Below are 19904 nucleotides of genomic sequence, written 5' to 3'. Positions count from 1 at the left end.
GTCAAGCGATGGCCTCTCAGTCCGGGATGTTGGCTTCGAAGTCGAGCGGCTTCTTGTCGAACCAGGCCTTGGACGGCAGGAACTCCATCAGTCCGTCGAGCGCACGCTGCAGGTTGTCGTTGGTGCCCGGCAGGAAGCTGCCGTACAGCTCGCCGTTGACGCGGCGGGGCAAGGACACGATCCGGCCCTGGCGGGAGTCCAGGACGCCCGCCGCCACCTCGGACTGCGTGTAGGTGCCCCCGGGGTGACGCTCGTTGGCCGTGATCTCCACCCAGCTGCTCGGAGCGGCCGTGATCTCGGCGTACAACCGGGCCGACGGCGGGTCGACGCCGAAATTTGCGAGTTGGTTCGCCGTCGTCGACTGGCCGAGCTTGCTGGCTACCCCGGTGAGGGGTTCGACGGCGGCCGGGGTGGCGGCGCCGAGGACGGCCGTCACCATGCCCGCCAGTCCAACCTGGGGTGCGATGCGCTGAAGGACGATCATGTCGCCGTCGCGCGCGGCGATGACGTGGCGGTCTCCCTTGCGGCAGACGACGAAGCGGACCATCTTGCCGCCGACATCCCTGCGCCACCAACGACATTCGAGAGTCCGGTCGGCACGGCTCAAGGTGTCGACCATGGCGGCGACTTCGGGGTGCGGCGCGCCGAAGACGTCGAGCACGCCCTGGGAGGTGAGGTCGCGGGCGACCTGGTCCCACACGATGTCCCTGAGTTCGAGCTGCGGAATGTTGGGGCGAATTCCCAGCGCCGGCGGGAACTCCATCATGTGGAGCCGGTCGGCGATGACGAGCATCCCGTCGATCGTGACCTCGACCGCTACGACGTCGTCGACGTGGGTGCCGCCGTTGGGCAAGGACATGTCGATACCCCCTCTTCCCCATCTTCCTCGGGCAGGGGTCGGGACCGATGTCCACCTCGACTCGGCGCATCTTTGCCTGCGCCTTGAAGAGACTTGCCGCCGACCGGCAGGCCACCGACAGACTGGTCGCTTCCCAGCCCCCTAATTCATATGAGGGTACCAGCGGTTTTAGGGCCCTACGTGCACCAATCGACGACTCGTCCAACCCCTCCCGCCACACCCAACATCGCAGTTGAGCACTGTGAATGGCACGTCCTCCCCACACCGACGACTGCCCTCGTCGCCCCCTCGTCCCGTGCCGGACGTGGCCGTCGTCCTGCTGGGACGGCACAGTCCGGTCCGCTCGCAGCGCACCACCAGGGAGTCCGCCCAAGAATTGGCGCCGGCGACACATCCGTTTGCTGCAGGCATTCGCAGGTCGACGCCCAGGTGGCGTCTGGTCGCGGTGGTTGATACTGGACCGACATGCCGGCCGGTGCGTCGTGTGTGACACGGGAAGGAGCCTTGGTGCCGTGAGCGATCGCGACGACGCCCTGCGCAAGGAACTTGGCTGGACCGGCCCCGAGGAATCGGATTACGAGCCCGCCACCACCCCGCCGACCTTCACGCCCGCGGCGGCCCCGGTGCCGTCGCGCCCGCCAGTGGACGTGCCGGAACCCCCTCCGCCGCCGCCGCCCCCACCGCCGCATCGCGAGCCGCAGCGCTTCGGACCACCCCAGGGACCACCGCAACAGTGGGGACCGCCGCCGCCCCATCAGCAACCCGGCTGGCAGCAGGGACCTCCGCAACGGCCCGGTCCACCACCGCCGCCGGGCCAGCCCCAGTACGGCACGTGGCAGGGCCAGCCCTACGGCCCGGATCCGCGCCTCGCGCCCGCCGCACCCACGGGGTCCTACGCCGACCGGATCAGGGCCGACGACTTGGTGCCGCCACGTCGCCCCGTCCCCGCCGCGGGCTGGCGCCGCGCGGTCTACAAGGTCACGTTCGGGCTGGTCAACCCCGGTCCGTCACCGGAGGAGATTCGGCAGGCCGAATTCGAGGCCCGCATCAAGGTCGTCCTGCGGGGGCATTACAAGGTCGGGGTGATGGGTAAGGGCGGCGTCGGCAAGACCACCGTGTCGGCCAGCATCGGCTCGGTGTTCGCCGAACTGCGCCAGGAGGACCGCGTGGTGGCGATCGACGCCGACACGGCGTTCGGAAAGCTCGGCAGTCGCGTCGACCCGAAGGCGGTGGGCTCCTATTGGGAGCTGGCCGCCGATCAGCACCTCGAGACCTTCGCCGACGTGCGCAGCCGGGTCGGCAACAACTCGGCGGGATTGTTCGTCCTCGCCGGCGAGGCGAGCCCGGCCCGCAGACGCGTCCTCGATCCCGCGATCTACCGCGAGGCCGCGGCCCGGCTGGACCGCTACTTCTCCATCACGATCGTCGACTGCAGTTCGACGATGGACACGCCCGTCACCCAGGAGGTGCTTCGCGACCTCGACGCGTTGGTGGTCGTCTCGTCTCCGTGGGTCGACGGCGCCGCGGCGGCCGGGCAGACGATGGACTGGCTGGCCAATCGCGGGCTGACGAGTCTGCTGCGGCGCACCGTCGTCGTCCTCAACGATTCGGATGGCCACGCCGACAAGCGAACTCGGGCAATACTGGCTCAGCAGTTCGCCGGCCAGGGACAGGTGGTGGTCGAGGTCCCATTCGACCCGCATCTTCGCCCCGGGGGCGTCATCGAGGGCACCGCCCTGATGTCCGGGCCGACCCGCCGCAAGTTCGTGGAGGTCGCCGCCGCCCTCGCCGAGCACTTTCCGGCCAACGACGAGCGCGGGCGGGACCGACGCTGACTCGGCGTCAGTCGAGCTGACCGATCAGCGCCTCGATGGCACTCACTGCCGACGCGGGCACGGCCTGCTCCGACTCCGCTCCCGCGATGACGTCCTCGGGGACGCCGGCGGCCTGCGCCGTCTCGCCGATGGTGAGGTTCGCGGTGCGGCGGGCCGCGTAGAGGCGCTGACCGAGGGAGGCGTGCTCTGCCGCGGCCGCCCGCATCGTGAGCTCGTCCATCCGGCGCCGGACCGCGCTGAGCGCCCGGATGAGTGCCGGGGTGACCCGGCCGATGCGGGTGGCCCGTGCCGCGACCGCCTCCAGCTGCCGTAGATCGGACAGGATCGCGGTGATCCGAGGGGTGAAGTTGGGATCGTCGACGGCAGGCAGGGCGTCGATCGTGGAGCCGAGGGTGTTGACGGCGGCAACCACGGCCTCCGCGATCAGTGACCCCTCGTCGCCAGAGGCCTGACCCCGGGTAGGCACCTCGGCGCGGTCGTCGCCGGGTACGCCTGCCCGCAGTCGGTTGATCGTGCCGGGCGGCCAGCGCAACACTTCCTCGAGCTTCGCCCGCGTCTTGTCGCGCGGCCAGCTGCGCCCCTTCTCGAACGAGATGAGGGCACCGGCGTTGATGATCCCGTCGGCGGCCAGGCTGCGCTGGGAGATGTCCAGTTCGCGCCGACGCGCGGCGGCGGCGGCTCCCGCCCGCGCCATGCCCGGATCCACGACGGTGTCATCGTCGGCCGGGGTGGTCATCTCTGCGTGGTCCTCGATGCCTACAGACGGTGTGGGACGGCGGGTCGCCTTCACTGCGCTGCAATGGTTTGACGGCCCGGCTGACCGTAGCAGTTGGCGCTCGACCGCTGCGGTTCAACCAAGAAACTGTCTCATCGCTACGACTTGTGGTCAAGCCACGTTGGCGTGCTTCACTGGCGTCAATATTGCCGCTTGACCTGGGCCTCTGCACAGCGCGCTGTTCAGCCGGCCTCGGCCGCGCAGGGGTTGATTCGATCCCAACTGGCTGCGCTTCGGTTTCAAACTGTTGCAACGCTACGGTTACTGCTATACATTTGCGCCATCGCGACGCACCCGACTGCGACGCTCTGGACGAGGAGTACGAGATGAAGGTTTCCGGGATCGGATTGGCTGCGACGAACCCCGTCGGACTCGACGGATTACCGCTCGGTGAGTGCACCAAGGACCCCGAGCGGTGGACCACCGTCGCCGACGAGGACGCCAAGTCCATCTGCCGGATGTGCCCCCGGCGGTGGGCATGCGCTCGCGAGGCCGTCGAACTGCCGAAGGCGGAGGGTTTGTGGGCCGGCATCGTGGTCCCGGAATCCGGCCGTGGCCGCGGCCATGCCCTCCGCCAACTTCGCGAGTTGGCCGAACGCCACGGCTATCCCGTTCGCGCTCGGCGAATCTTCGTCGAGCAGTTTCTGGAATCTGCCTGATCAATGCCGGGGTGACGGCGAATCGGCGTCGAGGGGTCGTCGGTTGGGAATACCCAACGCTGCGTCAGCGGTTAGACTCTCCGTGACGGTGTCACTCATGCCCCGGGTACCAACTAAATCCGTCGCCTAGAGCGACCACTTGCCGTGAGGCGCCATGGTGGCACCGTCGCCTGAGCCGCCGATGCACTCGCATCGGCGGCTTTGGGCTTTCACGGGCCTCTTTCGGAGTCCACTTCGGGCCTGTGGATAACTTTCCAAGATCATCGAGATTTTGTCGTGGGCCGCTCGTAGCTTGACCGACATGACCACCCATTGGATCAACACCGTCAGCAGGGGCCACGTGACGCGGGGCGTCGCGGGCGGCTTCACCCAGGCCAACCACGGCAAGCCGCACATGCTCCGACGAATGGCGCGCGACGACTGGATCGTCTTCTATTCGCCGAAGACCGACTACCCCGACGGCGCGCCGCTCCAGGCGTTCACCGCCATCGGCCGAGTGGCCGACGACGAGGTCTATCAGGAGGACTTCGACCCGCAGTTCCAGCCCTGGCGGCGTCGGGTCGAGTTCCTGCCCTGCACCGAGACGCCGATCCGCCCGCTCATCGAGAAGCTCGACTTCATCGAGAACAAGGCTCAGTGGGGGTATCGGTTCCGGTCCGGAGTGTTCAAGATCGAGGTGAGTGACTTCGAGGTGATCCGGACGGCGATGACGGGGTGACCGGGGTGGGCCGCAGCTAGGCTGGCGGGGTGAGCAACACCGAGACGACGCCAGATCAAGTCGCCTGTGGTGCATCACGTTTCACCGGTGTCCTGCATCCGCGCGAGGTGCCCCTTGGCGGGCCGCGGGCCATCCGGGTCCGCCGCACCCTGCCACAGCGGCAACGCTCTCTCATCGGAGCGTGGTGCTTCGCCGACCACTACGGTCCGCACGACGTCGGAGCGGGCGCGGGAATGGACGTACCGCCCCACCCGCACACCGGGCTGCAGACCGTCAGCTGGCTGTTCAGTGGCGAGATCGAGCATCGGGACAGCGCAGGGGTGCACGCCATGGTGCGCCCCGGCGAGCTCAACCTGATGACCGCCGGCGCGGGCATCTGCCATTCCGAGGTGTCCGTCCCCAGCGCGCGCATCCTCCACGGTGTGCAGTTGTGGGTAGCCCTGCCCGACGCCGACCGCAACACCGGCCGCGACTTCGTCCACTTCGCACCGACCGTCCAGACTGTGGGTGACGCAGAGCTGCGGGTCTTCATCGGCGAGCTCGCTGGTGTCAGGTCGCCGGTGCACACCTTCACCCCGTTGTTGGGCGCGCAGGTCGACCTCGCGCCCGGCGTCGTCGTCGAGCTCGCCGTCGACCCGGCCTTCGAGCATGGCGTCCTGCTCGACCAGGGCGAGGTGCGCGCCGGAGGGACGGCCCTCGGCGTGGCCGACCTCTGGTACCAGTCGCCTGGTCACGACGTCGTCCGACTGACCAACGACGGTGACGGGCGGGCGCGGATGCTGTTGCTCGGCGGAATTCCCTTCACCGAGGAACTGGTCATGTGGTGGAACTTCGTCGGCCGCAGCCACGACGAGATCGTCGGCTACCGTCGCCAATGGGAGCAGCACGACGAACGATTCGGTTCGGTCGGCGGCTATCCGGGTAGACGATTGGCCGCCCCGCCGCTGCCCAACTCGACATTGCTTCCCCGTCCGAACCGCTGACCCCCGAGGAGACCGATGACCACCGTGAAGACCACCGACAAGACCGGCGCGGAAACCACCGTCACCAGCGAGGCGGACCGCTTCGTCATCGCGGTCGACGGCGAGAACGTGGGTCTGGCCGACTTCTTCGACCGCGACGGGCGGCGCACCTTCCCGCACACCGAGGTGAACCCGAACTTTCAGGGGCGTGGACTCGCCACGATCCTCGTCGCCGAGGCCCTGAAGGCAACGCGGGAAGCAGGCCTGCGGGTGGTGCCGGAATGCTCGATGGTCGCCGACTACATCGAAAAGCACCCCGAGTTCGCGGACATCACCGACGCAACCTGACCGATCCCGCGGCTATCGTCGCCTCCCATGACGACACAGGCGCCGCCGGCGTTCTTCACCACCGACGGCGACGACTTCGTCCCCACTGCCATGGCCAAGGGGCCGTGGGGTGCCACGATCAGCGGCAACTTCCTCGGAGGCGTCGTCGGGCACGTGGTGGAGATGGCAGTCGACGATCACGAACTGCAGCCCGCGCGCCTCACCGTCGATCTGCTGCGGCCCGCTGCGTTGGCACCGCTGTGTGGTCGTACGCGAATCGTGAGAAGTGGCCGACGGCTGACCCTCGTCGAAGCCGAGTTGCTGCAGCGGGACACGGTCGTCGCCCGAGCGTCGGCGTTGTTCTTGCGCAGGGGCGATCAGCCGTCGGGTGAGGTGTGGTCATCGGGCACGACGATGCCGGCGCTGCCACCGGAGGCCGCACTGCCCTCCGCCGGCGCACCGATGCTCGTCTGGGCATACGGCAGGAACTCCGACGCCGCAGGCGCCGCCTTCGACCTGACGCAATGGCAGCATGACGGCCCGAAGTTCGTCTGGGTCCGCGATATGGCACCGCTGATCGACGGCGTGCCGACGACGCCGTTCGTCCGCGCGTCGATGGCCGGCGACGTGGCCAGTTCGTTGACCCACTACGGCACCACCGGGTTGAACTACATCAACGCGGACTACACGCTGGCCCTGAGTCGACTCCCCGAAGGCCCCGACATTGGGCTCGCCGCCATGTCCTTCACCGGCCACGACGGCATCGCGACCGGCACGGCTGCCTTGTTCGACGCGCAAGGGCAGATCGGGACCGCCACCGCGACCACCCTGGCGAACTCGGGGTTCGCACCTGGTCGCTTCTAGTCCGCCAAGTCAGCGCAGGTACTGCGCGGTCGACCCCGACACCGGCATCTCACCCATGCCCAGCTTGCGGTGGTCCCAGCTGCGCGTCCTGGTCGGCACCAGGCGCACGGCGATCCGGTTGTTCATCATCTGGTCGACGAACGGCTTCATGTCCTCGGTATAGGGCCCGGTGTACCGCTCCCAGACGCTAATGCCCACGCGCAGAAGCAGATCCGCGTCGTCGTCGACGATCTCGGCCTGGCCGTCGAACGACACCCCACGCAGGGTGTCGTAGGTGTCGCCGTCCTCGATCATCAGCGTGAGTCGCGGATCGCGGCGAAGGTTGACCGCCTTCTGCGACTTGGCCTTGGTCTCCAGCCAAATGTCGCCGTCGACCACGGCGTACCACATGGCGACCAGGTGCGGTCTGCCGTCGGCCGACAGCGTCGCCATGGTCGCGGTGCGACTACGTTCGACGAACTCGACGATCTCGTCGTCGCTCATCACGATGTTCGAACGTTGATTCTTACCCATCTGGTATCCCTATCAGCGCCTGCGGCGAGCGCCGTCACCGGGATGCCGTTGGGCTCGCCGGTATACCCTCGCATTTCGTGTGATCATTCGGTGCGTGGACGAAGCGGGACGTAAACCCATGGGCTCATTGAAGGCGGCGCTGATCGCCGCGAGCGTGGCACTGTTGCTCGCCGGGTGCGCGGCGACCACACCGGGTGTGGCGGTCTCGCCGCTCTACGACCCGTTCCGCGCCGGCGGCCTGCCCGCCGAGGACGGCCCAAGCGGCATCCGCGAGGACACTCCCGCACCCCAGGGCGAGGTGAAGGGCGGCGACGGTGGCGACGCCGACAAGCTCGCGACCCTCGGCGTCAACGACGTCGCGGAGTTCTGGGAGAAGAACTACTCCGACGCCTTCGACGGATCCTTCACCGCCGTCGAGGATCTCGAGTCCTACAACTCGGAGAGCCCGTCCAGCCCGGAGATCTGCGGGGGCGAAACCTACGAAAACCCGAACGCCTTGTTCTGTCCGCCAGAGCATCTCATCGCGTGGGACCGCGGCGTACTGGTGCCGCTGGGACAGCAGTTCTTCGGTGACACGTCGATCGCCGCCCTGCTCGCCCACGAGTACGGGCACGCGATCCAAGACATGGCGCAGATCGTCGACGAAAACACCACCACACTGGTGAGTGAACAGCAGGCGGATTGCCTTGCCGGAACTTACATTCGGTGGGTAGCCGAGGGTAAGTCGCCTCGCTTCCGGCTCAGTACCGGTGACGGTCTCAATCACGTCCTGGCGGGCGTACTCACGTTGCGCGACCCGACGTACGTCGCCGACGACGCGCCGTATCTCGAGCAGGGCCACGGCACCGCGCTCGACCGGATCAGCGCGTTTCAGATCGGTTTCACCTCGGGTGCGTCCGAGTGCGGCAAGATCGACATGGACGAAATCACCGAGCGACGAGGCGATCTGCCGTTGACGCTTCCCGAGGAGAACGGCGGCGATCCGCCGTCCGGCGACGTCGAGATAACCAAGGACGTCGTCACGTCGCTGGTCGACGTGCTCGGCACGGTGTTCCAACCGGCCGAGGCTCCGAAGCTGTCGTTCGACGCACCGCAGTGCTCCGACGCCAAGCCAGGTCCGGCGGCGTCCTACTGCCCGGAGAGCAACACCATCTTCGTCGACGTGCCGACACTCGCGGAGATGGGCAGGCCGTCGGACCGCGAGGACTACACCTTGCTGCAAGGCGACAACACCGCACTGTCCGTCGTCACGTCGCGGTACGCGCTGGCGATCGAACACGAGCACGGCGGGCCGCTCGACAGTGCGACGGCCGCGTTGCGCACGGCGTGCATGACCGGAGTCGCTCAGCGCGCCATGTCGGAAAATGCGGGCCTGGCGTTGACCTTGACCGCGGGCGACCTCGACGAGGCCGTGGCGGGACTTCTCACCAACGGCATGGTGGCGAGCAACGTCAACGGCGAGACGGTGCCCGCCGGCTTCACCAGAATCGTGGCCTTCCGGTCCGGCCTCAGCGGCAACGCGGATCTTTGCTACATCCGCTTCAAGTAGTGCTTCGCGAGGTAGTGGCGTTGAGCCACTACGCCGTTCGCTATCATTGGCACATTCCCGATGACACCATGAGCGCGAGGAGGGTTGGCGGCCAGTGGCAAAGAAGACCGTCGTCGAATGGGTCGACGACATCGACGGCACCGCTGCATCCGAAACGGTGACGTTCACCATCGACGGTTCCCGCTACGAGATCGACCTGTCCGAGAAGAACGCGGCCAAGCTGCGCAAGACTCTGAGCAGCTGGATCGACGCCAGCCGTCGTTCGTCGAACCGCCGGGCGCGGGCCGCACAGCCGAAGACCGACTCCTCCGAGTCGACCAAGGCACGAAAGTGGGCCATCGACAACGGTTTAGACGTCGGTCCGCGCGGCCGGCTTCGGTCCGAGGTCATCGACGCCTACCGCACTCGGACCACCGACAAGAAGTAGCGTCAGCCGCGAAGTGTGCTGCCCTGCAGCCACTCTCGCCACGGAACGCTCCAGTCACCGTTCTGCCATTGCTCCAGCGGCTTCCCGCCGGTGTTGCGAATCTCGACGACGTCACCCGGCTGGGAGAATTCGTAGAACCAGCGGGCGTCCTCGGCACTGAGGTTCAGACAGCCCGCCGAGACGTTGGTGTTCCCCTGGGCCCAGACCGTCGCCTCCCGCTCGTGCAGGTAGATGCCGTCGGGGCTGATGCGCGTCGCGTAGGGCACGCTGATTCGGTACCCAGACGCGGAGTTCACCGGCAGTCCGTAGGTGGACGAATCCATCATCACCGGGTTCGCCTTGTCCATCACGGTGTACACACCGGACTGGGTCCAGAACGCAATCGTCTTGCCCCCAACGGTTTCGGTGCCGCCTCGGCCCATTGACGTCGGCATCGTCCTGACGAGCTTGCCGTCGACGTACACGCTGACCTGCTTGGTGACGTCGTCTGCGACGGTGACGTGGGACGGCCCAATCCTGAAGCCGACGCTTCTGTCCTCCTGGCCGTAGATTCCGTCGCCGAGCTCGGCACCGTAGATGCCCGCCGCGACGCGCACGCTGGTGTTGGGCGGAAAGTAGTCCCGCGGTCGCCAGTGCGCCTTCTGGTCGTTGACCCACGACCACGCTCCCACCACGGGCGGGGTGGTCGTGACCTGCATCCGCCGCTCCGCCGCCGCCCTGTCCACGATTGGCGAGTCGAAGCGCGCCACGATCACCGTTCCGACGCCATACGTTGCGCCGTCGCGTAATTCGGCGCCGGACGTGGTGGTCAACGTGACGCCGGTCTGCTTCTGCGGGACCACCGTCGAGAACCGGGTCGTCCGGGTCTCGGTGGTGGCGTCGGTGCCACGACCGGTCGCGGTCAGCGTGTACGTGCGCCCGTACCCGAGGGGCTCGGCGGGACGCCATGCGGTGGCGTCGGGTGTCATCGCACCGGCGACGGCCCGGCCTTCCTCGTTGACCATCCGGACGTCGACGAGCGTCCCCGAGTGGGCTCGGACCCAGGTGGCACCGGTGGGGACGACGTCGCGCGCGTCCGCCGGCGGGAACACGGCCAGGCGTGGCGGTTCCGTGGCGGCGGGTTCCGCTGGCGCGGCGATGCCCTCCGCGCGATCGCGGAGAGGGCCTCCGGCGGTAGTAGAGGTGAGAGCGGCTACGACGGCGAGCACGGTGAGAACCGCGGCACGGCGTCGGCGGTGGGGAATCAAGGGCACGTCTCCGGTCGGCACAGCATCTACGTAGCAGCATAGTAGATGGCAGCGAGGGATACATGCCGACATTCGCATGTATGGATGTATGCTCGCTGCCATGGGAGAGACAGGGCACGACCACAGCCACGGGGACGGCCACGGGGGGCACTCGCACGGGGTGTCGGCCGACGCCGACCGAAAGTGGTTGACACTGGCCCTGATCCTGATCGTCGGGTTCATGGGCGCCGAGGTCGTCGTGGGTGTCATCGCCGGCTCGCTGGCCTTGATCACCGACGCCGGGCACATGCTCACCGACGCCGTGTCGATCGTCTTGGCGCTGATCGCCATCCGCCTCGCCGCCAGGCCGGCCCGCGGTGGTTACACCTACGGACTCAAGCGCGCCGAGATCCTCTCCGCCCAGGCCAACGGCATCACCCTGTTGCTCCTCGCTGCCTACTTCGTCTTCGAAGGCGTCCGACGCCTGATCGAGCCCGGCGAGGTCGAGGGCCTGCTGGTCTTCGTCACCGCACTGGTCGGCATCGTCGTCAACGTCGCCGCCACCTGGTGCATCAGCCGGGCCAACCGCTCGAGCCTCAACGTCGAGGGCGCCTACCAACACATCCTCAACGACCTGTACGCCTTCATCGCCACCGCGATCGCCGGGGCCGTCGTCTGGCTGACCGGCTTCGCCCGCGCCGACGCGATCGCCGCGCTGGTCGTAGCGGCGCTCATGGTCAAGGCGGGCTGGGGCCTGGTCCGCGCGAGCGGGCGCATCTTCCTCGAGGCGGCCCCCGAGAGCGTCGACCCCGCCGCGGTCGGCGCGGAGCTTGCCGAGGTCGGTGCCGTCGCCGAGGTACACGACCTGCACATCTGGCAGATCACGTCGGGCGAGGCTGCGCTGTCGGCCCACGTGATCGTCGCCGACGGAGCCGATTGCCATGCGATCCGCGGTGAACTCGAGCGGATCCTGCTCGAGCGGCACCACATCGACCACACCACCCTGCAGGTCGACCACGTGTGCGCCGAGGACCCCGACCAACACTGCGTCGAGCCGCACGGTCAGTCCTACCGGGGGTCGTAACGTAACCCGCGCTACGCCCGCACCCTGATGCCGTACTGACTTATCTTGCGGTACAGCGTCGCTCGACTCATTCCGAGTTCCCGGGCAGCCTCGGCCATCGTCGGAACACCACGGGCCGAGAGCACGCGAATGATCTCGCCGCGCTCGAACGCCTCGATGCGGGACAGGTGCCGCGACGACCCCGCGAGGACCTCGGGCGGCAGGCTGCCGACGTCGATGACGTCGGTCCGGCCCGCGGCATGCGCGACGACCCTGGCGAGCTGGTCGACGTTGCCCGGCCAGCCATGGCTTTGCAGGGCGCGGGCCGCCGACGGGCTGACGACTACGTCGCGGCCCCGCGCCCGTTTGGCGATGTGCGCGGCGAGCGGCAGCACGTCCTCCGGCCGGTCGCGCAGCGGTGGCACCTCGACGACGGCGTCGACGAGGCCCGCCAGCGCGGTGGGGATGTCCTCGAAGCGTTCGGCCGTCACCGCGAACGGCACCGCCGCGGCACGACTCGACCGCACCACCAGGTCCCTGAGCTGGTCGGCCACCCACGTCGGCAGCAGGTCGACGTCGCGCACGATCACAGCGGTGTGCTCCTTACCCAGCTCGGGCGTCCACAGCCCCAGCCACGTGTGGAGGTCCGTTGCTCCCGGGGCGGTGGCCGAGAGGATCCGGTCGCGCGGGTAGGTGTGCCGCGCCGCCTGCGCCAGCAGCGTCGCCCTGCCGGCGCCGGGTTCCCCGATGGCGGCGACGACGTGGCCGGCGGCCATGGCCCGTTCCGCCGTCGTCACCGCAGCATTCCACGACTCCGAAAGGTCGTGCAGGCTCCCGGATCCGGGCTCGAGCCTTGGCATCTCGACGCGGAACACCTGTCCGCGTGACGTCGGCCGTGGGCGGTGACCGTTCGACCTGGCCAGCATGAGGGCCGCGGTGTTGCTGGCCGCCGACCTCGCCAACGCCAGCAGCAGCTCGCTCGACGACTGCGACCAGGTGGTGAGGTTGACACAGCCCTCCAGCCGCCCGGTGGACGCGTCGAGAACCGGGACGGCGGCGCAGGTGAACGTGCAAAGGCTCATCGCGTAGTGCTGGTCGGCACGAATCAGCGTCGGGGCGCGGTCGGCCAGCGCCAGCCCCAACCCGTTGGTGCCGACGTCGCGTTCGGAGTACGCGAAGCCCGGTGCGAGGTGCACGTCGTCGAGGGCCTGCAGCAAGCTGTGATCGCCGCTCATCCGGCTGAGCACGACGCCGTCGGCGTCGGTCAGCATCAGGCTGACCGGTTCGTCGGCGAGCGTGCGATGCAGGTCGAGGAGCACTTCGTTTCCGCACTCGGCGAACAGCGATTCCAGGTTGTCGGTGCCGGTGAAGACGGGTTCGACGCTGTCGGACGGCACGCCGTAGCCCTCGCTGCGCTGCCAGGACGCCAAGAGCCGCCGGGGCACCTCTGGTGCCTCGCGGTGCTGCAGTTGGTGCAGCTTCACTCGATCCGGTAGTCCGTCAGCCACGCTGTGATCCACGTTACAAGCAGCATGGCGGAGGCGGCCCAGCTGCACCTGCGCTCGAAGTCTCAGATTGAGACGTCAATTCTCTCGGCAGCGCCGACGACCGCCCATAGGCTCCGGTCAGTCGGTGTGACAGCCCTCACACCTCATTGACGACGCACCAGGAGCCCGCATGTACCGCAAGGACGGAACCAGCTATTTCATCGTCGACGCCCACGTCGCCCTGTGGGACGCCCGGCCCGAGAACCAGCGCAACATCCACGGCAAGCAGTTCATCGACTGCTTCTACGACTACCACCGCAATCTGTCCCCCGAGGACGAGGTGTGGAGCTACGAGGACTACCTCTATCAGGGCGGGGAACGCCTGATGAAGGACCTGTTCGAGGACGGCTACGTGGACCACGCGATCTTCCAGCCCGCCCAGCTCGGGGAGTTCTACTACAAGGGCTTCGGGCAGACCGACGAGGCGTCGGAGCTGGCGAAGGCGAACCCCGACAAGCTGACCTACAACCACAACTTCGACCCCCGCAACGGCGAGGCCGGGTTGGATCAGCTGCGTGACGACGCGCGCCGCTTCAACCTGAAGGGCGTCAAGCTCTACACCGCCGAATGGCATGGCGACTCCCGTGGCTGGCGTCTGGACGACCCGTGGGCGTACCGGTACTTCGAAGCCTGCCGTGAGCTGGGCATCAAGAACATCCACGTGCACAAGGGCCCGACGATCCGCCCGCTGGATCGCGACGCCTTCGACGTCGCCGACGTCGACCACGTGGCGTCGGACTTCACCGACCTGAACTTCATCGTCGAGCACTGCGGCCTGCCGCGGCTCGAGGACTTCTGCTGGATCGCCACCCAGGAGCCCAACGTGCACGCCGGGCTGGCGGTGGCGATGCCGTTCATCCACACCCGGCCGAAGTACTTCGGTCAGATCATGGGCGAGCTGCTCTACTGGATCGGCGAGGACCGCATCCAGTTCTCCTCGGACTACGCGATCTGGACGCCGAAGTGGCTGATCGAGAAGTTCGTGGACTTCCAGATCCCCGCCGAACTGTCGGAGTACGCCCCGATCACCACCGATCAGAAGCGAAAGATCCTGGGGCTCAACGCCGCCAAGATGTACGACATCGAGGTGCCCGCGGAGCTGCAGCTGGCCGACGCGGACGAGCCGGCCGTCGGGCCGCGCGGCGCCGACGAACTCGTCGAGGCCTAAGGTGGATCGGGAACTGTTGCGCGAGGCGATCCTTCGCGCGCTGGACGTGGTGATCGACCCCGAATTGGATGAGCCGATCACCGATCTCGGGTTCGTCCACACCGTGGACGTGTCGCCCGACGGTGATCTCGAGGTCCACCTGCGGCTACCAACGTCGTTCTGCGCACCCAACTTCGCCTACCTGATGGTGTCCGACGCCAAAGATGTTCTGGTGGCGCTGGATTGGACCCAGCACGTGACGGTCGAGCTCGACGACCACCACGATTCGGAGATCATCAACGCCGGCTTGGCGGCGGATGCCGGCTACCGCGGCACGTTCGGCGTCGAGGCCGAAGACGACCTCGAGGAGTTGCGGGTGACGTTCCAGCGCAAGGCGCATACCGCCGCGATGGAGCGCTGCCTGACGGAACTGCTGCGAGCCGATCCGCAGCGCCCGGTTGCCGAGGCCGGCACCGTCGTGATTCGCGACCTGCCCGACGTCGACACCACCGAGTCACTGCTACGACGACGCGCGAGTATCGGGTTGACCTGTGCACCAGATGATTTGGTGATGGTCGACCACCACGGAACCGGGTACGCGCCCGACGTCGTTCCGTTGATGCTCCGCCGGGCGCGATCCACCCGGATCTCGATCGACGGGAACGCACACTTCTGTCGGGGACTGCTCAAGACCCGCTACCCCGACACCACCCAAGAACTCACCCTCGCTGGAAGGAACACACGCTCGTGAGCACTACCGATTCCCCGTCGCTTCGCTCGCCCACGATGAGAGCCGTTCAGGTCGTCGGATATCACCAGAACTTGGAGATGGCCCAGGTGCCGATCCCGACGCCGACGGGGCCGTTCGACGTGGTCGTCAAGATTGGCGGGGCCGGGGTGTGCCGGACCGATCTGCACATCCTCGAGGGGCAGTGGGCGGAGAAGTCGCAGGTCGCGCTGCCGTACACGATCGGTCACGAGAACGCGGGCTGGGTGCAGTCGGTGGGGTCGGCGGTGACCAACGTCGCCGAGGGCGACAAGGTGATCGTGCATCCGCTGATCACCTGCGGGCTGTGCCGGGCATGCCGTTCCGGTGACGACGTGCATTGCGAGGCCAACGCGTTCCCGGGGATCGACACCAACGGTGGCTATGCCGAGTACCTGAAGACGTCGGCGCGCAGCGTGGTGAAGATCGACGATTCGTTGGAGCCCTCCGACGTGGCCGCCCTGGCCGATGCGGGGTTGACGGCGTATCACGCAGCGGCCAAGGCCGCCAAGCGGCTGACCCCCCGCGACAAGTGCGTGATCATCGGTGCTGGTGGGTTGGGGCACATCGGGATTCAGGTGCTCAAGGCGTTGACCCCCGCGGAGTTGATCGTGGTGGACCGCAATCCCGAGGCGCTGAAGTTGGCCGAGGCGATTGGCGCCGACCGCGGGGTGATCGCCGACGGTTCGCAAGTGGATCAGGTGCTGGAGCTCACCGGCGGTGCAGGTGCCGAGGCGGTGGTGGACTTCGTCGGCGAGGGTGGCGCGACGCGCGAGGGCGTGGCGATGCTGCGCGGGGCCGGTGACTATTACGTGGTGGGCTACGGCGAGAACATCGACGTGCCAACCATCGACATCGTCTCCAGTGAGATCAACTTCATCGGCAACCTGGTCGGGTCCTACAACGACCTGTGCGATCTGATGGCGTTGGCCGCTCGCGGTTCGGTGAACCTGCACACGCAGAAGTACGCACTCGACGACTTCCAGTCCGCCATCAGCGATCTCGACAACGGCAACGTCCGCGGCCGAGCCATCCTCATTCCGTAACGCAGGAGAGATTCCCTTGATATTCATCGTCGTCAAGTTCACGCCCAAGCCCGAGCACGTCGAGAACTTCCCGAACCTGGTGGCCGACTTCACCAACGCCACCCGCGCCGAACCGGGCAACATGTTCTACGAATGGTCCCGCAGCCTGGAGAACCCGTCGGAATACGTGTTGGTTGAGGGGTTCCGCGACGGTGACGCCGGCGGCGAGCACGTCAACAGCGAGCACTTCAAGACCTTCGTCGCGGCCGCACCGGGCTTCCTGGCGTCGACTCCGCTGATCATCAGCCACGAGATCGACGCGACCGGCTGGTCGGAGATGGGCGAGATCAAGGTGTGAGCGCGGTTTTCTCGGTCCCGTCTCAGCCTCGTGTCAGCCGGCTCTCACAGAACCGGCAGATGATCAGAGGAGGGAAAGGAGAGTGCGATGATCGCCAGCCTGCTTGGTTTCGCCCTGTTGCTCTTCGAGGTCGTGCTGATCGCGAGGATGATCGTCGACTGGGCCGCAATGCTGTCCCCGACCACCGGTGGTAGCAGCGCCATGTACCAGGCTCGCAGGGTGACTCACGGACTCACCGAACCCGTGCTTGGACCGGTCCGGCGCGTCTTGAGGCCAGTCCGCGTGGGGTCGGTGTCGATCGACCTGGCCTTCACCGTCGTGTTCGTCGCCGTGCTGGTACTTCGGTCGGTGGTGGCCGCGGCGATTCCGTTCTGAATCGCACCCCAGAAACCGACGCCCGGCCGTCTCGTCGACTGGCGACCGCCGCCCAGACCCCCGTATTCTGGGTCGAACGGTCGGCAGGGCGCGCCATGCGCCGAGGGTGACTTTCACCACCTTCACAGCCGAGTCACGAGGTTCTTCCCGCATGGTGGGGCGTGGCTACCAATCGAAGGCGGCGGTGATGGGTGAGCGTGCGCGTCACCTGATGCCGTCTTCGAGGCAGCCCCGCTTCACCGCGGCGCGGCTTCTGCGCGGCGGGCTCGCCGTGGTCACCGCCGTGGTGGTGGCGGTGACCGGCTTCGGCTGGTGGACCCTTCACGGCATGCTGACCGGCATCACGGTGTCGCAGGCGCTCGGGGCCGACGCGCCGCACTCCGCCGGCACGGCGGTCAACATCCTGCTGATCGGCCTGGACTCGCGCAAGGACCAAAACGGTGACGACCTGCCGCAGGACGTGCTCGACCAGCTTCATGCCGGCGACTCCACCTCCGGTGGCTACAACACCAACACGCTGATCCTCGTCCACCTCGCCGAGGACGGCAGCGTCGAAGCGTTCTCCATTCCGCGCGACGACTACGTGAGCGTGAAGGGCATCGTCCCGGGATACGACCACATCAAGATCAAGGAAGCCTACGGACTGACCAAGGCCGACGAGGAGCAGAAGCTCGTCGACGACGGCGAGTCCGATCGGGCCACCCTGGAGAAGCAGGGCCGCGAAGCCGGTCGCAAGGCGACGCTCGCGGTGGTGCGGTCCCTGACGGGCGTCCCGATCGACTACTTCGCCGAGGTCAATCTCGCCGGCTTCTACGACGTCGCCGCCAGCCTCGGCGGGGTCGAGGTCTGCCTCAACCACGCGGTGCACGACAGCTATTCCGGCGCCGACTTCCCCGCGGGCCGCCAGACCCTCGACGCCCGCCAGGCGCTCGCCTTCGTCAGGCAGCGGCACGGCCTCGACAACGGGGACCTCGACCGCACCCATCGCCAGCAGGCGTTCCTCATCTCGGTGATCCGCCAACTGCAGGGCTCCGGGTCGTTCAGCGACATGGGCAAGCTCGACGAGCTGATGGACGTGGCGCGCAAGGACATCGTGCTGTCCAGCGGGTGGGACCAGAGCCTGTTCCGCCGCATCGGCTCGCTCTCCGGCGAGCAGGTGCACTACCAAACCCTTCCGGTGGTGCGGTACGACACGGTCTACGGCCAGGACGTCAACATCGTCGACCCCGCGGCGATCCGCGCGCTCGTCAAGACCACCTTCGGAGACCCGTCGGCGACGCCGGTTCCGGTGGCACCTGCCGACGTCACGGTGGACGTCGTGAACGCCAGCGGCGTTCGCGGTCTTGCCACCGAGGCGTCGAACATCCTGAGCCACCAGGGTTATCACGAAGGCGAGCTGAGCCTCGGCGGGCGCGGTCAGTCGCCGGCGACCGTCGTCGAGTTCGGCACGGGTGGCGAGCCCGCCGCCCAAGCCGTCGCGACCGCACTGGAGGTCAGCGCGCCCCCGCAGCCGGTCTTCGACCTGGCCCCCGGACGTGTCCGGGTGGTCCTTGGCGACGGTTACGCACTGCCGACCGATCTCGCCAGCTTGGCCACCGCGCCGTCGGGTGGCGAGGCGTTGGGGATCGACGTCGGCAGCTCGGACGCGCCCGCCCCCGACCAAGGCCTACCCATCAGCGGCAGCGGAATCCCCTGCGTCAACTAGCCAGGCGCCTTTCGGCACGCGCTGATCATGCTGGACCGACTTTTTGCGCCTTGGCACGAGGGTTATGCACAGTCCGTGATTCATCCCCAGATCGGGGTCCACGGCGAGATTCCCGGCGCAGGCATCGGCCGCCGAGCGTAAATTCGAACGCATGTTCGACTCACTGGTGGCTTCCACGGCCGGCACCTCAGGTGCCGGTGCGGTGGAGTCGTGGCAGCGGGTGGAGTCTGCGGCCTGCGCCCGTCGCGTTGCGGCGATGGCGGCCATGTTCCAGGCCGCCTACGCCGCCGACGGCTCCGCCGAGCGGGATTTGTGGTGCACCGACACCTGGGACGCTGTCGCCGCCCACATCGGCGCCGCCCAGAGGATCACTCATGGCGCCGCCTCCAACCATCTCCTGATCGCCGTGGCACTGCACGAACGGTTCCCCCTGGTCGCGGCGGTGTTCGCCGAGGGACTCATCACCTACCAACTGGTGCGGACGGTGGTGCAGCGCGGCGCCCTCGTCGTCGACCCGGACGCCCTGCACGAGTTGGACAAGTTGTTGGCCGAGGCGCTGAGCACCCGCGAACCCATGTCGACGGCAACACTCGAGAAGACCGTGGACGCGTTCGTCGCCCAGGTCGACCCGCAGGCTGTGCATCGCACCGAGACCCGTGCCCGGGGCCGGTCGGTGGACGTCGGCGACGACGACGGCAGCGGGATGGCCACGGTGTTTGCGACCTTGTTCGCCACCGACGCGAAGGCCTTCGACGCGCGGTTGAGTGCGATCGCCGACACCGCGTGCCCGGCCGATCCCCGGACCAAGGATCAACGCCGTGCCGACGCCATCGGAGCCATGTCCCACGGCAACGACCGCCTGGCCTGCCTCTGCGACAGCGACGACTGCCCGGCCGGGGAGAACCCGCCCTCCACCGGGGTGGTGGTCTACGTGATCACCCACCAGGACACCGTCGACGAACGGTCGACGCCACCCCCGCCTGCACCGCCGTTTGACGTTCCCGATGTTCGGCCGCCTGACGGACCGGTTCAAGGGCCTGACGATGCTCCCGAAGGCGCAGAAGACGTCGTGAAGGGCAGCGCCGACCGCCCGAGTGACGCTGCGCCACATGCTGAGTCGCGCGAGGNGAACACACCGCAGCGCCGTTGGCCGCGGTGATGCTGGTGTGGACCGGTTCAAGGGCCTGACGATGCTCCCGAAGGC

At 67.7% G+C, this 19904-nt stretch carries 20 protein-coding genes and 1 pseudogene; 16 read left to right on the top strand and 5 right to left on the bottom strand.

Annotated features, from left to right (window positions below):
- Positions 1 to 16: 16 nt before the first annotated feature.
- Positions 17 to 859: an ESX secretion-associated protein EspG gene (locus tag ASD37_RS13735; RefSeq protein ID WP_056551627.1), complete on the bottom strand. Its 843-nt coding sequence runs from the start codon at positions 857 to 859 to the stop codon at positions 17 to 19.
- 512 nt (positions 860 to 1371) lie between these two features.
- Here ASD37_RS13735 and ASD37_RS13730 point away from each other — a divergent pair.
- Positions 1372 to 2694: a MinD/ParA family protein gene (locus tag ASD37_RS13730; RefSeq protein WP_056551625.1), complete on the top strand. Its 1323-nt coding sequence runs from the start codon at positions 1372 to 1374 to the stop codon at positions 2692 to 2694.
- Positions 2695 to 2701: 7 nt separating this feature from the next.
- On the opposite strand, the gene ASD37_RS13725 is transcribed toward ASD37_RS13730, so the two are convergent.
- The gene (locus tag ASD37_RS13725) at positions 2702 to 3430 is read right to left on the bottom strand and encodes a hypothetical protein (RefSeq protein ID WP_056551623.1); all 729 of its coding nucleotides are present in this window, start codon (positions 3428 to 3430) and stop codon (positions 2702 to 2704) included.
- A 365-nt stretch (positions 3431 to 3795) separates the two neighbouring features.
- Here ASD37_RS13725 and ASD37_RS13720 point away from each other — a divergent pair, with 365 nt between their 5' ends.
- The 5 genes from ASD37_RS13720 (at position 3796) to ASD37_RS13700 (ending at position 6999) form a co-directional block, all read left to right on the top strand.
- Entirely contained in the window at positions 3796 to 4128 is a 333-nt protein-coding gene (locus ASD37_RS13720) for a WhiB family transcriptional regulator (protein WP_056553266.1), read from the top strand.
- A gap of 301 nt (positions 4129 to 4429) precedes the next feature.
- Positions 4430 to 4846, top strand: a complete 417-nt coding sequence (locus tag ASD37_RS13715) for an EVE domain-containing protein (RefSeq protein WP_056553263.1) — start codon at positions 4430 to 4432, stop codon at positions 4844 to 4846.
- 29 nt (positions 4847 to 4875) lie between these two features.
- Positions 4876 to 5829, top strand: a complete 954-nt coding sequence (locus ASD37_RS13710; RefSeq protein WP_056551621.1) for a pirin family protein — start codon at positions 4876 to 4878, stop codon at positions 5827 to 5829.
- 15 nt (positions 5830 to 5844) lie between these two features.
- Positions 5845 to 6156 carry a GNAT family N-acetyltransferase gene (locus ASD37_RS13705; protein WP_056551620.1) on the top strand — a complete coding sequence of 104 codons (312 nt, stop codon included), beginning with the start codon at positions 5845 to 5847 and terminating at the stop codon, positions 6154 to 6156.
- Positions 6157 to 6183: 27 nt separating this feature from the next.
- Positions 6184 to 6999: an acyl-CoA thioesterase domain-containing protein gene (locus ASD37_RS13700; RefSeq protein WP_056551618.1), complete on the top strand. Its 816-nt coding sequence runs from the start codon at positions 6184 to 6186 to the stop codon at positions 6997 to 6999.
- A 9-nt stretch (positions 7000 to 7008) separates the two neighbouring features.
- Here ASD37_RS13700 and ASD37_RS13695 read toward each other — a convergent pair whose 3' ends face one another.
- Complete coding sequence (locus ASD37_RS13695; RefSeq protein WP_056551617.1) at positions 7009 to 7512, bottom strand: PPOX class F420-dependent oxidoreductase; 504 nt, start codon at positions 7510 to 7512, stop codon at positions 7009 to 7011.
- Positions 7513 to 7630: 118 nt separating this feature from the next.
- Between ASD37_RS13695 and ASD37_RS13690 the strand changes: the two genes are divergently transcribed.
- Positions 7631 to 9061, top strand: coding sequence for a hypothetical protein (locus ASD37_RS13690; RefSeq protein WP_056551615.1), 1431 nt, complete (start codon positions 7631 to 7633; stop codon positions 9059 to 9061).
- A gap of 94 nt (positions 9062 to 9155) precedes the next feature.
- Entirely contained in the window at positions 9156 to 9488 is a 333-nt protein-coding gene (locus ASD37_RS13685; protein ID WP_056551613.1) for an Lsr2 family protein, read from the top strand.
- Positions 9489 to 9490: 2 nt separating this feature from the next.
- On the opposite strand, the gene ASD37_RS13680 is transcribed toward ASD37_RS13685, so the two are convergent.
- Positions 9491 to 10741: an Ig-like domain-containing protein gene (locus ASD37_RS13680; protein ID WP_370072877.1), complete on the bottom strand. Its 1251-nt coding sequence runs from the start codon at positions 10739 to 10741 to the stop codon at positions 9491 to 9493.
- 94 nt (positions 10742 to 10835) lie between these two features.
- Between ASD37_RS13680 and ASD37_RS13675 the strand changes: the two genes are divergently transcribed.
- The gene (locus tag ASD37_RS13675) at positions 10836 to 11798 is read left to right on the top strand and encodes a cation diffusion facilitator family transporter (protein WP_056553261.1); all 963 of its coding nucleotides are present in this window, start codon (positions 10836 to 10838) and stop codon (positions 11796 to 11798) included.
- Positions 11799 to 11809: 11 nt separating this feature from the next.
- On the opposite strand, the gene ASD37_RS13670 is transcribed toward ASD37_RS13675, so the two are convergent.
- Positions 11810 to 13285 carry a GAF domain-containing protein gene (locus ASD37_RS13670; RefSeq protein ID WP_082570190.1) on the bottom strand — a complete coding sequence of 492 codons (1476 nt, stop codon included), beginning with the start codon at positions 13283 to 13285 and terminating at the stop codon, positions 11810 to 11812.
- Between the two features lie 169 nt (positions 13286 to 13454).
- Here ASD37_RS13670 and ASD37_RS13665 point away from each other — a divergent pair, with 169 nt between their 5' ends.
- The 7 genes and pseudogenes from ASD37_RS13665 to ASD37_RS32705 all read left to right on the top strand — a co-directional run.
- A complete protein-coding gene (locus ASD37_RS13665) occupies positions 13455 to 14492 on the top strand; it encodes an amidohydrolase family protein (RefSeq protein WP_056551608.1) in 1038 nt (345 codons plus the stop codon).
- 1 nt (position 14493) lies between these two features.
- Positions 14494 to 15222, top strand: a complete 729-nt coding sequence (locus tag ASD37_RS13660) for an iron-sulfur cluster assembly protein (protein WP_056551605.1) — start codon at positions 14494 to 14496, stop codon at positions 15220 to 15222.
- Positions 15223 to 15257: 35 nt separating this feature from the next.
- Positions 15258 to 16283 (top strand): NAD(P)-dependent alcohol dehydrogenase, encoded by a 1026-nt coding sequence (locus ASD37_RS13655; RefSeq protein ID WP_056551603.1) that lies wholly within the window; start codon positions 15258 to 15260, stop codon positions 16281 to 16283.
- Between the two features lie 16 nt (positions 16284 to 16299).
- Positions 16300 to 16620 carry a putative quinol monooxygenase gene (locus ASD37_RS13650; protein ID WP_056551601.1) on the top strand — a complete coding sequence of 107 codons (321 nt, stop codon included), beginning with the start codon at positions 16300 to 16302 and terminating at the stop codon, positions 16618 to 16620.
- Positions 16621 to 16707: 87 nt separating this feature from the next.
- Complete coding sequence (locus ASD37_RS13645; RefSeq protein WP_056551599.1) at positions 16708 to 16995, top strand: YggT family protein; 288 nt, start codon at positions 16708 to 16710, stop codon at positions 16993 to 16995.
- Between the two features lie 187 nt (positions 16996 to 17182).
- Positions 17183 to 18700 (top strand): LCP family protein, encoded by a 1518-nt coding sequence (locus tag ASD37_RS13640; protein ID WP_056551597.1) that lies wholly within the window; start codon positions 17183 to 17185, stop codon positions 18698 to 18700.
- A gap of 151 nt (positions 18701 to 18851) precedes the next feature.
- Positions 18852 to 19827, top strand: a pseudogene (locus ASD37_RS32705) (DUF222 domain-containing protein); the annotation flags it as partial.
- Positions 19828 to 19904 lie beyond the last annotated feature (77 nt).

Origin of the sequence: Mycobacterium sp. Root135 (assembly GCF_001426545.1) — a bacterium.
Taxonomy (GTDB): Bacteria; Actinomycetota; Actinomycetes; order Mycobacteriales; family Mycobacteriaceae; genus Mycobacterium.
Note: the sequence above shows the minus strand (reverse complement) of the source record. Positions and strands in the feature narration are given on the sequence as shown.

Excerpts from the sequence above, each read along its gene's own strand:
- ASD37_RS13655 (WP_056551603.1), top strand. The coding sequence starts at position 15,258 with ATGAGAGCCGTTCAGGTCGTCGGATATCACCAGAACTTGGAGATGGCC.
- ASD37_RS13725 (WP_056551623.1), bottom strand. The coding sequence starts at position 3,430 with ATGACCACCCCGGCCGACGATGACACCGTCGTGGATCCGGGCATGGCG.
- ASD37_RS13720 (WP_056553266.1), top strand. The coding sequence starts at position 3,796 with ATGAAGGTTTCCGGGATCGGATTGGCTGCGACGAACCCCGTCGGACTC.
- ASD37_RS13695 (WP_056551617.1), bottom strand. The coding sequence starts at position 7,512 with ATGGGTAAGAATCAACGTTCGAACATCGTGATGAGCGACGACGAGATC.
- ASD37_RS13715 (WP_056553263.1), top strand. The coding sequence starts at position 4,430 with ATGACCACCCATTGGATCAACACCGTCAGCAGGGGCCACGTGACGCGG.
- ASD37_RS13665 (WP_056551608.1), top strand. The coding sequence starts at position 13,455 with ATGTACCGCAAGGACGGAACCAGCTATTTCATCGTCGACGCCCACGTC.
- ASD37_RS13735 (WP_056551627.1), bottom strand. The coding sequence starts at position 859 with ATGTCCTTGCCCAACGGCGGCACCCACGTCGACGACGTCGTAGCGGTC.
- ASD37_RS13690 (WP_056551615.1), top strand. The coding sequence starts at position 7,631 with ATGGGCTCATTGAAGGCGGCGCTGATCGCCGCGAGCGTGGCACTGTTG.
- ASD37_RS13640 (WP_056551597.1), top strand. The coding sequence starts at position 17,183 with ATGGGTGAGCGTGCGCGTCACCTGATGCCGTCTTCGAGGCAGCCCCGC.
- ASD37_RS13645 (WP_056551599.1), top strand. The coding sequence starts at position 16,708 with ATGATCGCCAGCCTGCTTGGTTTCGCCCTGTTGCTCTTCGAGGTCGTG.
- ASD37_RS13675 (WP_056553261.1), top strand. The coding sequence starts at position 10,836 with ATGGGAGAGACAGGGCACGACCACAGCCACGGGGACGGCCACGGGGGG.
- ASD37_RS13700 (WP_056551618.1), top strand. The coding sequence starts at position 6,184 with ATGACGACACAGGCGCCGCCGGCGTTCTTCACCACCGACGGCGACGAC.
- ASD37_RS13705 (WP_056551620.1), top strand. The coding sequence starts at position 5,845 with ATGACCACCGTGAAGACCACCGACAAGACCGGCGCGGAAACCACCGTC.